The 12,628-nt window shown below is 67.4% G+C and carries 14 protein-coding genes; 8 read left to right on the top strand and 6 right to left on the bottom strand.

Translation table 11 applies throughout. The annotated features are described in order from the left end of the window. Positions 1–33 precede the first annotated feature (33 nt). The 3 genes from cysD to A5750_RS08105 are packed head-to-tail and all read left to right on the top strand — an operon-like array spanning position 34 to position 3,357. Positions 34–963: a sulfate adenylyltransferase subunit CysD gene (gene cysD, locus A5750_RS08115; RefSeq protein ID WP_067261941.1), complete on the top strand. Its 930-nt coding sequence runs from the start codon at positions 34–36 to the stop codon at positions 961–963. Then, entirely contained in the window at positions 963–2,813 is a 1,851-nt protein-coding gene (gene cysC, locus A5750_RS08110) for an adenylyl-sulfate kinase (protein ID WP_067261939.1), read from the top strand. Before cysD ends, cysC begins: the two co-directional genes overlap by 1 nt. A gap of 58 nt (positions 2,814–2,871) precedes the next feature. Then, entirely contained in the window at positions 2,872–3,357 is a 486-nt protein-coding gene (locus A5750_RS08105) for an RrF2 family transcriptional regulator (protein ID WP_066953007.1), read from the top strand. A gap of 21 nt (positions 3,358–3,378) precedes the next feature. Here A5750_RS08105 and A5750_RS08100 read toward each other — a convergent pair whose 3' ends face one another. Both A5750_RS08100 and A5750_RS08095 read right to left on the bottom strand, forming a co-directional pair. Then, positions 3,379–3,768: a VOC family protein gene (locus A5750_RS08100; protein ID WP_067261938.1), complete on the bottom strand. Its 390-nt coding sequence runs from the start codon at positions 3,766–3,768 to the stop codon at positions 3,379–3,381. Positions 3,769–3,780: 12 nt separating this feature from the next. Beyond that, a complete protein-coding gene (locus A5750_RS08095; RefSeq protein ID WP_066953059.1) occupies positions 3,781–4,194 on the bottom strand; it encodes a VOC family protein in 414 nt (137 codons plus the stop codon). 70 nt (positions 4,195–4,264) lie between these two features. On the opposite strand from A5750_RS08095, the gene A5750_RS08090 reads away from it, so the two are divergent. Beyond that, on the top strand, positions 4,265–5,143 hold the full coding sequence (locus tag A5750_RS08090; RefSeq protein ID WP_067261937.1) for an LLM class flavin-dependent oxidoreductase: 879 nt from the start codon (positions 4,265–4,267) through the stop codon (positions 5,141–5,143). Between the two features lie 271 nt (positions 5,144–5,414). Here the strand turns inward: A5750_RS08090 and A5750_RS08085 are convergent, their stop codons facing one another. Continuing rightward, on the bottom strand, positions 5,415–7,130 hold the full coding sequence (locus A5750_RS08085; protein WP_066953013.1) for an NAD-binding protein: 1,716 nt from the start codon (positions 7,128–7,130) through the stop codon (positions 5,415–5,417). 156 nt (positions 7,131–7,286) lie between these two features. Between A5750_RS08085 and A5750_RS08080 the strand changes: the two genes are divergently transcribed. Next, on the top strand, positions 7,287–8,582 hold the full coding sequence (locus A5750_RS08080; protein WP_066953015.1) for a tetratricopeptide repeat protein: 1,296 nt from the start codon (positions 7,287–7,289) through the stop codon (positions 8,580–8,582). 61 nt (positions 8,583–8,643) lie between these two features. Next, on the top strand, positions 8,644–9,129 hold the full coding sequence (locus tag A5750_RS08075; RefSeq protein ID WP_231989158.1) for an NUDIX domain-containing protein: 486 nt from the start codon (positions 8,644–8,646) through the stop codon (positions 9,127–9,129). A gap of 44 nt (positions 9,130–9,173) precedes the next feature. On the opposite strand, the gene A5750_RS08070 is transcribed toward A5750_RS08075, so the two are convergent. Continuing rightward, positions 9,174–9,497 (bottom strand): DUF732 domain-containing protein, encoded by a 324-nt coding sequence (locus A5750_RS08070; protein WP_066953017.1) that lies wholly within the window; start codon positions 9,495–9,497, stop codon positions 9,174–9,176. Positions 9,498–9,700: 203 nt separating this feature from the next. On the opposite strand from A5750_RS08070, the gene A5750_RS08065 reads away from it, so the two are divergent. Further along, complete coding sequence (locus A5750_RS08065) at positions 9,701–10,150, top strand: hypothetical protein (protein ID WP_067262002.1); 450 nt, start codon at positions 9,701–9,703, stop codon at positions 10,148–10,150. Between the two features lie 17 nt (positions 10,151–10,167). Here A5750_RS08065 and A5750_RS08060 read toward each other — a convergent pair whose 3' ends face one another. Further along, positions 10,168–10,857: a glycoside hydrolase gene (locus A5750_RS08060; protein WP_067261936.1), complete on the bottom strand. Its 690-nt coding sequence runs from the start codon at positions 10,855–10,857 to the stop codon at positions 10,168–10,170. Between the two features lie 107 nt (positions 10,858–10,964). Between A5750_RS08060 and A5750_RS08055 the strand changes: the two genes are divergently transcribed. Beyond that, a complete protein-coding gene (locus A5750_RS08055) occupies positions 10,965–11,465 on the top strand; it encodes a nitroreductase family deazaflavin-dependent oxidoreductase (protein ID WP_067261934.1) in 501 nt (166 codons plus the stop codon). A 348-nt stretch (positions 11,466–11,813) separates the two neighbouring features. Here the strand turns inward: A5750_RS08055 and A5750_RS08050 are convergent, their stop codons facing one another. After that, the gene (locus tag A5750_RS08050) at positions 11,814–12,593 is read right to left on the bottom strand and encodes an alpha/beta fold hydrolase (protein ID WP_066953023.1); all 780 of its coding nucleotides are present in this window, start codon (positions 12,591–12,593) and stop codon (positions 11,814–11,816) included. Positions 12,594–12,628 lie beyond the last annotated feature (35 nt).

Genomic DNA, 12,628 nt, shown 5'->3' with positions numbered 1-12,628 from the left:
TGACCGACTCAACCAGGTTTACCCGAGGAAGCTATGACCAGCGATCTGAAGGCGGCCCCCGCCGCCGGCCAGTACGAGTTGAGCCATCTGCGCTCGCTGGAGGCCGAAGCGATCCACATCATCCGGGAGGTGGCCGCCGAGTTCGAGCGGCCCGTGCTGTTGTTCTCGGGGGGCAAGGACTCCATCGTCATGCTGCACCTGGCGCTGCGAGCGTTCCGCCCCGGGCGGTTGCCGTTCCCCGTGATGCACGTCGACACCGGCCACAACTTCGACGAGGTGATCGCCACCCGTGACGAACTGGTCGCCGAGCACGGGGTGCGCCTGGTGGTCGCCTCGGTCCAGGAGGACATCGACGCCGGGCGCGTCGTCGAGCCGAAGCAGGGACGCAACCCGATCCAGACCGTGACGCTGCTGCGCGCCATTCGGGAGAACAATTTCGACGCGGCGTTCGGCGGGGCCCGCCGCGACGAGGAGAAGGCGCGCGCCAAGGAGCGGGTGTTCAGCTTCCGCGACGAGTTCGGCCAATGGGACCCGAAGGCCCAGCGGCCCGAGCTGTGGAACCTCTACAACGGCCGGCACCACAAGGGCGAACACATCCGGGCCTTCCCGCTGTCGAACTGGACCGAGTTCGACATCTGGTCCTACATCGGCGCGGAGAACATCGGGCTGCCCTCGATCTATTACGCCCACCGGCGCAAGGTGTTCCGCCGCGACGGCATGCTGCTGGCGGTCGACCGGCACATGCAGCCGCGCGACGACGAGCCGGTGTTCGAAGCGACGGTGCGCTTCCGCACCGTCGGGGACGTCACCTGCACCGGATGCGTGGAATCGGAGGCCGCGACGGTGGAAGAGGTCATCGCCGAGACGGCGGTGTCCCGGCTGACCGAACGCGGCGCGACCAGGGCCGACGACCGAATCTCGGAGGCCGGGATGGAAGACCGCAAACGGCAGGGGTACTTCTGATGGCCACACCCGCCACGCTGCTTCGCCTCGCCACCGCGGGTTCCGTCGACGACGGCAAATCCACGCTGATCGGCCGCCTGCTCTATGACTCCAAGGCCGTCATGGAGGACCAGTGGGCGGCGGTGGAACAGACGTCCAAGGATCGTGGCCACGACTACACCGACCTGGCCCTGGTGACCGACGGCTTGCGCGCCGAACGCGAGCAGGGCATCACCATCGACGTCGCCTACCGCTATTTCGCAACGCCCAAGCGGAAATTCATCATCGCCGACACCCCGGGCCACATCCAGTACACCCGCAACATGGTGACCGGCGCGTCGACCGCCCAGCTGGTGATCGTGCTCGTCGATGCCCGGCACGGCCTGTTGGAGCAGTCCCGCCGGCACGCCTTCCTGGCCTCGCTGCTCGGCATTCAGCACATCGTTCTCGCCGTCAACAAGATGGACCTGATCGGTTGGGACAGGGAGAAATTCGAGGCCATCCGGGACGAATTCCACGCCTTCGCCGCACGCCTGGATGTGCACGACGTGGCCACCATCCCGCTTTCCGCGCTACACGGCGACAACGTGGTGACCAAATCCGACCAGACGCCCTGGTACGAGGGACCGGCGCTGCTGTCGCACCTGGAGGAGGTCTACATCGCCGGTGACCGCAACCTGGTCGACGTGCGGTTCCCAGTCCAGTACGTCATCCGGCCGCACACCCGCGAGCATCAAGACCACCGCAGCTACGCCGGCACCGTGGCCAGCGGGGTCATGCGTCCGGGAGACGAAGTCGTCGTTTTGCCGGTCGGGAAGGCCACCCGCATCACCGCGATCGAAGGGCCGAATGGTCCAGTGGAGGAAGCTTTTCCGCCGATGGCCGTGTCGGTGAGCCTGGCCGACGAGATCGACATCTCGCGCGGTGATCTCATCGCCCGCACCAACAATCATCCCCGGGTCACGCAGGAATTCGATGCGACCGTCTGCTGGATGGCCGACGGCGCCGCGCTGGAGCCCGGCCGCGACTACGTCATCAAGCACACCACCCGTACCACGCGCGCGAGGGTGACCGGGCTTGACTACCGGCTCGACGTGAACACCCTGCATCGCGACAAGTCCGCAACGGCGTTGCAGCTCAACGAGCTTGGCCGCATTTCGGTGCGTACCCAGGTGCCGCTGCTGCTCGACGAGTACACCCGCAACGCCAGCACCGGTTCGTTCATCCTCATCGACCCGCACACGAATGGCACCGTGGCCGCGGGCATGGTGCTGCGCGACGTCTCGGTGCAAACGGCGAGCCCCAACACCGTGCGGCACAAGTCTTCGGCCGTCGCCGAAGCCCGGCCGCGGGGCAAGACGGTGTGGTTCACCGGCCTGTCCGGCTCCGGTAAATCCTCGGTGGCCATGCTGGTCGAGCGGATGCTGCTCGAAAAGGGCACGCCCGCTTACGTTCTCGACGGCGACAACCTGCGACACGGTTTGAACGCCGACCTGGGCTTCAGCATGGCCGACCGCGCCGAGAACCTGCGACGGCTGGCACATGTGGCCGCGTTGCTCGCCGACTGCGGCAACGTCGTGCTGGTGCCGGCGATCAGCCCGCTGACCGAGCAACGCGAGATGGCTCGTAATGTGCACGCCGCCGCGGGGTTCGACTTCGTCGAGGTGTTCTGCGATACCCCGATCGAAGAATGCGAGCAGCGTGATCCGAAGGGCCTGTACGCCAAGGCCCGCGCGGGCGAGATCGCGCACTTCACCGGCATTGACAGCCCTTATCAGCCGCCGGCCAACCCCGACCTGCGGCTTACGCCGGACCGTACCGTCGAGGAGCAGGCGCGCAGCATCGTCGATCTGCTCGAATCGCGGGCTTAGCGCAGCGCCACAGCCCGGCTGCACCGCAATCCGCGTGCCGAGTGGCACAATCCTGAGAGTGCGCATGTCGGCGAAGGCGGAGTACGCGGTGCGGGCCATGGTCCAGCTCGCCACGGTCCCCAGCGGGACATTGGTGAAAACCGACGATTTGGCCCAAGCGCAGGGCATACCGCCGCAATTCCTCGTCGACATCCTGACCAACCTGCGCACCGACCGGCTGGTGAAAAGCCATCGGGGCCGCGAAGGCGGCTATGAACTGGCCCGTCCCGGAGACGAGATCAGCATCGCCGACGTATTGCGCTGTATCGACGGCCCGCTCGCGAGCGTGCGCGACATCGGGCTGGGGGACCTGCCCTACTCCGGTCCGACCGCGGCGCTCACCGACGTCTGGCGGGCGTTGCGGGCCAGCATGCGGTCGGTGCTCGAGGAGACAACCCTGGCCGACGTCGCCGCCAATGCCCTGCCCGGGCATGTCGCGCAGTTCGCCCACGACTATCGGGCACAGGAGAGCGTGCGGCACGGCACACCGCACGCCGGCGAGTAGGCGCCGCCGCCCGCCGGAGCGTCAGCCCCCCGACCCGTACGGGCGGGTGAGAATCTCCATGGCGTGTCCGGACGGATCGAGGAAGTACACGCCGCGCCCGCCGTCCCTGTGGTTGATCTCGCCCGGCCGATTGGCGCCCGGGTCAGCCCAGTGCTCCATGCCGCGCGAGGAGATCTTGCCGTAGATCGTGTCGAATTCCTCTTCGGACACCAGGAAGGCATAGTGCTGCCGCGGGATGTTCCCGCCGTCGGAAGCATCCGCATAGTCCAAAGTGGCGCCGTGCTCGAGTTCGACAACCACGAAGTGGCCGAACGGCTTTGGGCTGGGCAGCCCGAACAGTTCGGTGAGGAACTCGGCGGACTCGTGCTTGTCCCGGGCGGCGACGATCGTGTGGTTGAAACTGATGGACATGGCCTCCTCCTCCTACTTGGGTGCCGTGAGCTCCAGGGCGATGTTGTCGGGGTCGCGGAACTGCAGGATGTACGACGGTCCGATGTCTTTCACGGGCTCGTGCGCAACGCTGAGCTCATCGAGATGCGCTGCGGCGGAGTCCAATTCATCCTTGCTGCCGACCCGGAACGCGATGTGGTCGAGCCCGGCGCGATCCTCGTCAAAGCGATCGGTTGCAACCGGGCGCAGTCCCAGCAGCGTGCCGCCGAGGTCGTAGATGACGCCACCGAACAAAAAGCTCAACTGGCTGCGGGTGGCCTCGTCGGCGTTGTCGGGCACCTCCAGTAGCACCGGCCAACCGAACACGCTCTCGTAAAACTGCCGGGATCGCTCAATATCGGTGACGGTGAGGCGGACGTGCGCGATGGAACTGCTGGTGAAACCCATCTGTTCCATGCTGCCACTTGTACGCCCGGATGTTGACTGTCATGCCAGAATCGCCGTCGTGCGGATTGCGATGACGCTACCGGTGATGGAGCCGGACTTGGACGCGGGAGTTTTGGAGAATTGGGCGCGCGCGATCGACGCCGGCCCGTTCTCGTCGCTGTGCTGGGGCGAGCGCATCGCGTTCGACAACCCCGACAATTTGACTCTGCTGGGCGCGCTGGCGGCGTGGACGACCCGGGTGCGGCTGCTGACGACCGTGATCGTGCCGCAGCTGCACGACCCCGTCATGCTGGCCAAGGGCCTGGCGACCGGCGACATGCTGTGCGGCGGGCGGCTGAGCGTGGGCATCGGCGTGGGCGGCAGGCACGAGGACTACCACGCCGTCGGCGCCGATCCGGCGACGCAGACCATGCGCGAGATGGCCGACCGCGTCGCCGTGATGAAGCGGGTGTGGGCCGGCGAAAAGCTCACGGAGTCCGTCCTGCCAGTGGGGCCGGCGCCGGTGCAGCCCGGCGGCCCGCCGCTGTTCGTCGGGAGCATCGGCCCCAAGACCATCCGCAGCGCCGCGTCCTGGGCCGCTGGACTGGCCGGGACCACGCTGGACCTGGACGTCGCCAAGCAGAACGAGCTGTTCGACGTCGCGCGCGAAGCGTGGGGGCAGGCGGGCAAGGGGAAACCCCACCTGGTGACGTCGTTCTGGTTCGCGTTCGGATCGCCGGAGCAGGCCCGGGCCCAAGTGCATCGCCACCTGCGGCGCTACATGAACTGGATACCGGCGGAGTACGTCGACGCCATGGCGCCGACGACCGGATGGGCCGGTTCCGAGGACGAGCTGCTGGCGGTGCTGCGCAAGTTCGAGGACATCGGCACCGACGAGGTACAGCTCATCCCGACGAGCGTGGACGTCGACCAACTGAGCCGTGCGGCGGACGTGGCCGGCCGGCTCTAGCCCGATGGTGGCGACCCGCTGCGCCCGGCTGCGCCGCGCTTGCGATCGCCACTGGCCCGATGGTGGCGACCCGCTGTGCCCGGCTGCGCCGCGCTTGCGATCGCCACTGGCCCGATGGTGGCGACCCGCCGCGCCCGGCTGCGCCGCGCTTGCGATCGCCACTGGCCCGATGGTGGCGACCCGCCGCGCCCGGCTACGCCGCGCTTGCGATCGCCACTGGCCCGATGGTGGCGACCCGCTGCGCCCGGCTACGCCGCGCTTGCGATCGCCACTAGGCCGACGCGCGCTCGTCGCCCGCGGCCGGCTGCTGGGGCGGCTGCCCCTTGCGCAGTGTCGCCAACAACTCGCGATACGGGCCGACCAGGTAGACGGTGTCGCCGCCACGAAGCCAGGCGTCCCGCCGCGGGTGCAGCTCGACGGGCGCGTCCTGGCGGGTGATCGCTATGACCCGGGTCTGGGTGGACAGTTCGAACATCTTCAGCCCGTCGAGCTCGCTGCCCGGCGCCACGTGCATTCCACCGATCATGAACGAGCGCTGCCCGACGGAGAATGTGCCCAGCACTTGCAGGCCCATTGCGGCGCCGATGAACCATGGTGCGGCCAGTTCGACGGTGGACCGGACGTTTTCGAATCCGAACCGCTGCGCCACCGCGGCGCCCAACGCGCGGTCGTACACGCGCAGCACCAGCGGAACGTCGGTGCGCACGACTTCGGGCTTCACCCGGGGGCCCAGCATCTCGCGCAGCACGATCCCGGTCTCGATGTTCACCATGTCGTCCTGGGTCAGCACCGCCACCGCGCGGGCATGCTCGACGCGGGCGGCCTCCAGCGTCTGGCGCAGCGTCGCGTCCCCGAAGATCACGGGTACGTCGAGGTCGGCCGCCGCCGACAGGAAACGGTTGTTTTCGTCCCGCTCGATCACGGCGACGTCGTATCCCGCTGACCTCAGGTCGGCGACGACGCGGCTGCCGAACGAACCGAGCCCGACGACGATGACGTGATTGCGCAGATGGCGCGCCCGGCGGCGGCCGACGGAGTGGGCGAAGCGCCGCGATATCAGCAGGTCCGCGACGAAAGCGACGAGGAGCGCGGTGGTTGTTACGCCGGCGAACATCAGCATGATGCTGAACAGCCGCAGCCAGGTCGGCTGATGGAGGAAGCTGAAATCGCCGTAACCGACCGTCGCGATCGTCTCGGTACTGAAATACAGCGCGTCGAGCCAGGTCATCTTCGGACCCGGCTGGTAGCTGAACCGCAGGATTACCGTCGACCCGACCAGTAGGCATGCCGCGGCCAGCAACGCTCGGGCAAACATCGGGTTGACGTCGTCGCGCAGCGCGCGCGCACTGTCGAGGATCCGCCGCAGCCGGGGCAGGCGATAGCGCGTCACGGTCGGCCGCGGGACCTTGATGCCGCGTTCGGCCAATTCCTCGGCGGTGCCGATCATCGCGGTCCAGTCGCCGGCGTGCACCGACAGATCACGGCCTGGACAGGACACCACCTCGCCCGGGGTGGCGCAGTTCTCGCCGTGGATCACCGCCACCGGTGCCAGGTCACCGTAGATTTCGCGCAGCGTCGCGCTATACGGTGCCTCGGCGCCGGAGACGACGAATTCGATGCCCGCCGCCTCAAAGGGGTGCACGGTGTGCGCCAGGCACGCCTCGACGACCGAGGGCGCGGAGAGGTCGGCGACGTCCAGGATCGCGCCGGGACGCTTGTCGGCCGCCATCGCCGTCCGCAGCACATCGTTGCCCAGCCGTGCCACCACGCGCACCCGGGGGTTGGCTTTCCTTGCCAGCAGTGCGATTTCGAGGTTGGTCGCGTCGTCGTCACCGACGCAAATCACGGCGCGAGCACGGGTCACACCGGCGGTGTCGAGCTCGCCGGCGGTTTGGAGCTTGACGATGTGTACACCGGCGTTGTTGAGCTCCTCGACGATCGTGGTCGCCAGCGCGTCGTCACCACTGACGATGATGTGCCCGCGCATGGTCAGGCACGCCCCGGGTCGTCCGGCATGACCCCCACCTCTGCTGACGTTGGAGTTTTGTTCCTATGACTATCGGGCACCGTGCCGATTCATGCCAGCGCGACACCGGCCGCAGAGTGAATTGCCACGGGGCCGCAGGAGAGATTCGATAGCGGTATGACGCAGCCGGAACTGCCTGGGCCGCTCGCCGCCTTGACCCGGCTCATCTCGGAGCGCATCGCCGCGGCCGACTTCGCCGGGGCGTTGCCACTCATGAACGAGCTGGTCGCGGTCTGCCGCCCGATCCTGGGGGAACGGCACCCCAACGTCTTGGACATGAAGCTTGCGCTGGTACACCTGCAGCTCCAAATGGGAGACCAGGCCGGGGCCTACGCCGTGCTCGAGCAGCTGGTACCCGAGTTCGAGGAGGTGCTCGGTTGGGATCACATCACCACGTTGACGGCGCGCCACATGTTCGCGGACCGGCCCCAGCAGGAAGCGCGGGCCGCGTTGGCCGAATGGTCACAGCTGCTGGCCGACGAAGAACGCGTCCTGGGCGCCGAGCACCCCACCGTGCTGACGTCCATGGACCGCGTGGCGCACAAGCGCAAGGAGCTTGGTGACTACCCGGGTGCCGTCGCCGAGGGCGAGCGCGTCCTTGCCGCCCGGCGAAGGGTGCTCGGCGACGACCACGAGGACACGTTGGGAATGCGGTTGTCGCTGGCGCAATGGCACGGCGAATCGGTGGACGGCGCCGGCGCCGTGGCTGAGCTCGAGTCGCTGGTCGAGGTGATGCGCGAAAAGCTGGGCGACGACCACCGCCACACGCTGATCGCGCGGCACACCATCGCACTGTGGGAGCCAGAACCCATGGACTACGGGGACAAGGTGGCTACCTGGCAGGCACTGGTCTTCGACGAAGCACGAGTCTTCGGCGAAGACAATCCGGTCACCGTCGCGGCCAGGGAGGAGCTGGCGAAGTGGCGCGACCGCGCCGAGGACCACCGATGGGTGGCCGAGTTACGCGACCGGGTCGAAGAAGCTGGAAAGCGCCGCTTCAGCGCTAAAAGGCAAGTCACCCAGCGGTTTTCGGATGAGGAATACCTGAGATGCTGGCTTGCCGAGCGGGGGGCCCAATTCCCGGTCTGGGCAGGTCATTACGGCGGCGATGCCGTGTGGGACTTCTCGCCGGAGTCGTTAGACGCGTTGGAAGAGCTTGTCATTCAGAAGGCCTCGACACCCGAGCAGCTCCTGAACGAAGAGCGGAATGAACCGTTCGTCGATGGCGCCGTGTGGTACCTCGGCGAAGTGCTGCGGCGCGGCCGGTCCATGCCGTGGCAATACACGCGTGGCGAGACGGCGGATCCCACCGTCGGGCACGTCGACGTGTTCGAAGTCCTCACCCGGGCGCTGCACTCCGTCGACCGCGGCGCCCTGCGCCGCACGTACGACCGCTTCACGGCATCCCAGTGATACTGGGTTGGTGCCCTTCATCGAATGCGTCGCGTCCCGCGAGATCTATCGGAGCCAATGGATGGTGCTCCGCGAAGACGACATCCGTCGCCCGGACGGCAGCCCGGGCATCTACGGCGTGGTGGACAAACCGGACTATGCGCTGGTGATGCCGTTCGACGGGCACCGATTCCGGCTGGTTGAGCAATTCCGGTATCCGCTCGGGGAGCGGCGGTGGGAATTCCCGCAGGGCACCGCTCCCGGCTTGGCGGACACCGACCCGTCCGAGTTGGCCGAGCGTGAGCTGCGCGAGGAAACGGGATTGAGTGCGTCGTCATTCGAGGTGCTCGGCCAGCTCGACGTCGCTCCGGGCATGACCAGCCAGCGCGGCTGGGTGTTCCTGGCCACCGGAATCGCCGAAGGGGAGCCGGATCTCGAGCACGAGGAACAAGACCTGCGCAGTGCCTGGTTCGCCCGCGAGGACGTCGAGCAGATGATCCGGTCGGGAGTGATCGCCGACGCTCAGTCCGTCGCCGCCTACAGCCTGTTTCTGTTGCGGCGGCCATGAACAGTGCGGGGGCCCGCCGGGTCCCCGCACTGTGGTGGTCGGTGTCAGGCCGACGTGACGTATTGCGGGCAGTAGGCCGAGGCCGCGTCGACCGCGAACGTCTTGGAGCCCTTGGTGCTCAAGCCGGTCGCCTTGGCCACGGCGCTGATGACCTCCTTGCTCGACTGGCCCTGGTCGAGCGCGTTGCAAACGGCGTGCGCGTCCTTGATGGCGACCGACGCGCTCGGCGGGGTGATGCCATCCGATGCCAGCTGGGCGAGGAACGCGTCATCGACCGAGCTCGCACCCGCCGTGCCGGCGAGGCCGAGCGCGGCCAGGCCCAGGGCGGCGGTGCCGACGACGGAGGCGGTGAAACGGCGAGAAAACATCGGGGTCTCCTTGTGCTGAGGTGGCTTTTCTGACGGACGCGGAGTGCGTTGATCACAGAATCAGCACGGAGCCTTAACGGAGTCTCAAAGAATTCTTGGCGGAGTATGGGCTGCGCCGTCGAACCCCCACCATGGACGTGATGTTTCCCGGGTGGCGGTTCGGCGCCGTGCCGCTGGTCGGCGTCGCGGCGGCGGTGCTCGCGATGACCGTCGTTCCGGCGCACGCGGCGACACCGGCGTGGAACGGGAAATATTCGCTGGTGAGGTACGCCGCGAGCAAGTCCGGCACCAGCACGGCGGCCAGTCAGCCCGAGCCGACGTTCAGCGCCGACTACGTCTTCGTCACCGCCTGCCCGTCAGGCAAGTACGTGGCTACCGCCACCAACGGCCCCACGCCCAAGAACCCGACGCTGCCCCAGCCGTCTCACTACGCCTGGGACGGCACTCGTTGGGTTGAGCGCTTCGACTTCCAATGGGATTGCTTCATGGGCGACGGCGTCCCGAAGGTGTGGGCGCCCGCGCGGTCGTGGGCGTTCTACACGCCGCAGGCGGACGGTTCGCTGCGCGGCACCTGGCACACCGACATCAACGGCGGCCCGTGCCGGGGAACCGTCGAGATGCCGGTGGCGGCGTTTCCTGCCGGGCCGGAGTGAATCTCGTTGTCACCCAATCATTGCTGCGGCGCGGGCGTCATCGAGGCGATGTAGTAGACCTCGTGCCCGGTCGGGTAGCCGCCGCCGTTGGTGGCGATGTGCACGTGGTCGTAGTGGTTGAGGGTTTCCGAACCGAGGTCGGCGGTCCAGCTGCCCCCGCCGACGCCCGGGTAGATCTTCTGCCGCCAGATCACGTGGTTGATTCCCCATCGCTTCGCATTCGCCAGGGCGTACCCGGCGATCTGGTTGCCGAGCTCGATGCCCTCGGGGCTGCCGTGGTTCGGGATCATCACGTCGATCGCCAGCCCGTTCGGGTGCCACGGCAGCGGGTCTTCCCGGTACCCATAGATGGTTTTGATCTGCGGAAACAGCACGCTGATGGCGCGTTCCGCCCAGATTGTCTTGACCTGCAGCCTGTCCTCCGACGCGATTCCACGGGGCAGCGCGACCTGGAATTGCTGCGCGGCGGCCGGTGCGCTGGCGGTCAACATTTCCACTTCCGCGGGGCTGGCGGTGTGCGGGGTGTTCGGCGGGGCGGCGGCGTTGATCGACACGGCGGCCGTGGTGGTGGGGGCCGCGGCCACCGCGTTCGGCGCACAGCAGCGCGGCTTTGTGTCTTGGGCGTAGACCATGGCGGCCGCAAGCGCGAACGAGGCCACAATCGCCAGCCAGCGGCCCCTGCCGTTGGCTAACACGTTCTTGCCCACGACCAGCAGCTTAGTGCCGCAAGCGACGTCTGTGACACGTTTTCGTCCAGTTATTCAGCTCGGACGAATAGGCCCTAAGCGACCCAAGGTCGGGTCACAATGTCACCATGCCCAGCCAATCGTTCGGCGATGCCAATGCGTTCCACCGGATCGTGCGTCGCTTCGCCTCCACCCCGGTGGGTGTGGCGCTCCTGCGCCCCACGGCGCACCACCTCGACCGACTCATCACCAAGCTCACGGGCGGCAGAAGCAGCTTCGCCGGGCTCGCGACCGGCATCCCCGTGGTGATGCTCACCACCACCGGCGCTAAATCCGGTGAGCCCCGCACCGTCGCCGTGTACGGAATCCCGCATCCGGATGGCCTGGCCCTCATCGCGTCCAATTTCGGCGGCGCCAAGCATCCCGCCTGGTACCACAACCTCAAGGCGCACCCGGAGGCGACGGTGGCGATCGGCCGGGACACCTGGCATGCGAACGCGCGGCTCGCCTCGCCGGGCGAGCGCGACGAAATCTGGGCGAAGGGCCTAGAGCTTTACCCCGGCTGGCGAAAGTACGAAGCGCGAGCCGGCAAGCGCCACATCGAAGCGTTCGTCCTGGCGCGAAGTTGAAGTAAGCCCGATTCTCCTGTCCTGCAGGCGATTTAGGGCCACTATTCGCAGTTCAGATGCGTAATGCCGGTGTGCGTGTCGGATCGTTGTCGGATGCCTCAGCTCGGTCGAAATGAATTCCGTTGTGCGACAACCGGTTCCAATCTGATCACCCGAAGGCGTCGCCGCCGCGTTGGGCCAACGGCTGGGCAATGCGCTCAATCGCAGCGGGATTCATCTGGGATCTCTCGATTGATTCGGGCGGCGTGCGGTGTAGGTACTCCGTAGAGACGGAAGCCGCTGATGGCCTACACCATGCAAGGCGCCGACTCAGCCCAGGCACGAGCCGACGTGACGTCCGCGCACAAGTCAGCCTCTGCGGGCGACGTCTTGGCTCAGGATCTGGGGCCAGGTCTCGACATCGGCCGGGATGTGCGCCACGGTGAGCGTTGACCGCGGCATCAGTGCGGCAAGCGATTCCGCTGTCGACATCGGGTGCGCCGGATCGCCGACCCAGGCCAGAATCGTCGTCGGCACATCGATTCGTGCGACCGCTTCGCGTGCGGGCAGGTCGCTGAGAGCCGCGCCTCGAAACAGTGACGGCAGCAGCGCGTCGGCCACATCGGGAACTGTTTCGGGCGCGCCGACCGTGGCTGGCGGCGGAGTCGCCCCACGAGCCGACGCGATGAATGCCCCGACCCCCTCGGTTTCGATAACTTCGGCCGCAACCCGGTAGATCGCCGCCTGCGCGGGCCTGGTTTCCCACGCGGTGGCCGGCACCATGAGCGTGAGGCCGGCGAAGCGGTCCGGCTCGCGGGCAGCCGCGTGCAGCAGCGTGCCGGTACCCATGGACGGGCCGACTCCGTGCACCCGTTCGCCGGGAAACCATTTGTCGAGCAGCTGCAGAAGATCCTCGGCAAGGCTTTCCCATCGATAATCCTCCGGGACCTTGCGCCCAGTCGACTTGCCATGGCCGCGTGCGTCGTACCGCAGCAACCGGGTCCCGCTGAGGCCTCTTCCGAGGTCAAGATTGAGCACCCGGTCACGCGCGCGGCTGGAGGTAAGTCCGTGCAGTTGAACTACCGGATGACCACCTTCGTCGCTCAGTTCAACCGCAAGCTCTGCTCCAGGAACCACGAAAGTGGACATCACGCAACTCTTCTCACGACCGGACGACTCGCCCC

The organism is Mycobacterium sp. 852002-51613_SCH5001154 (assembly GCF_001667425.1).
GTDB lineage: Bacteria > Actinomycetota > Actinomycetes > Mycobacteriales > Mycobacteriaceae > Mycobacterium.
Note: the sequence above shows the minus strand (reverse complement) of the source record. Positions and strands in the feature narration are given on the sequence as shown.

What these genes read in the sequence shown, in the direction of transcription:
- cysD (WP_067261941.1), top strand. Translation starts at nt 34, where the DNA reads ATGACCAGCGATCTGAAGGCGGCCCCCGCCGCCGGCCAGTACGAGTTG.
- cysC (WP_067261939.1), top strand. Translation starts at nt 963, where the DNA reads ATGGCCACACCCGCCACGCTGCTTCGCCTCGCCACCGCGGGTTCCGTC.
- A5750_RS08100 (WP_067261938.1), bottom strand. Translation starts at nt 3,768, where the DNA reads ATGTCCATCAGTTTCAACCACACGATCGTCGCCGCCCGGGACAAGCAC.
- A5750_RS08095 (WP_066953059.1), bottom strand. Translation starts at nt 4,194, where the DNA reads ATGGGTTTCACCAGCAGTTCCATCGCGCACGTCCGCCTCACCGTCACC.
- A5750_RS08090 (WP_067261937.1), top strand. Translation starts at nt 4,265, where the DNA reads ATGACGCTACCGGTGATGGAGCCGGACTTGGACGCGGGAGTTTTGGAG.
- A5750_RS08085 (WP_066953013.1), bottom strand. Translation starts at nt 7,130, where the DNA reads ATGCGCGGGCACATCATCGTCAGTGGTGACGACGCGCTGGCGACCACG.
- A5750_RS08080 (WP_066953015.1), top strand. Translation starts at nt 7,287, where the DNA reads ATGACGCAGCCGGAACTGCCTGGGCCGCTCGCCGCCTTGACCCGGCTC.
- A5750_RS08075 (WP_231989158.1), top strand. Translation starts at nt 8,644, where the DNA reads ATGGTGCTCCGCGAAGACGACATCCGTCGCCCGGACGGCAGCCCGGGC.
- A5750_RS08070 (WP_066953017.1), bottom strand. Translation starts at nt 9,497, where the DNA reads ATGTTTTCTCGCCGTTTCACCGCCTCCGTCGTCGGCACCGCCGCCCTG.
- A5750_RS08065 (WP_067262002.1), top strand. Translation starts at nt 9,701, where the DNA reads ATGACCGTCGTTCCGGCGCACGCGGCGACACCGGCGTGGAACGGGAAA.
- A5750_RS08055 (WP_067261934.1), top strand. Translation starts at nt 10,965, where the DNA reads ATGCCCAGCCAATCGTTCGGCGATGCCAATGCGTTCCACCGGATCGTG.
- A5750_RS08050 (WP_066953023.1), bottom strand. Translation starts at nt 12,593, where the DNA reads ATGTCCACTTTCGTGGTTCCTGGAGCAGAGCTTGCGGTTGAACTGAGC.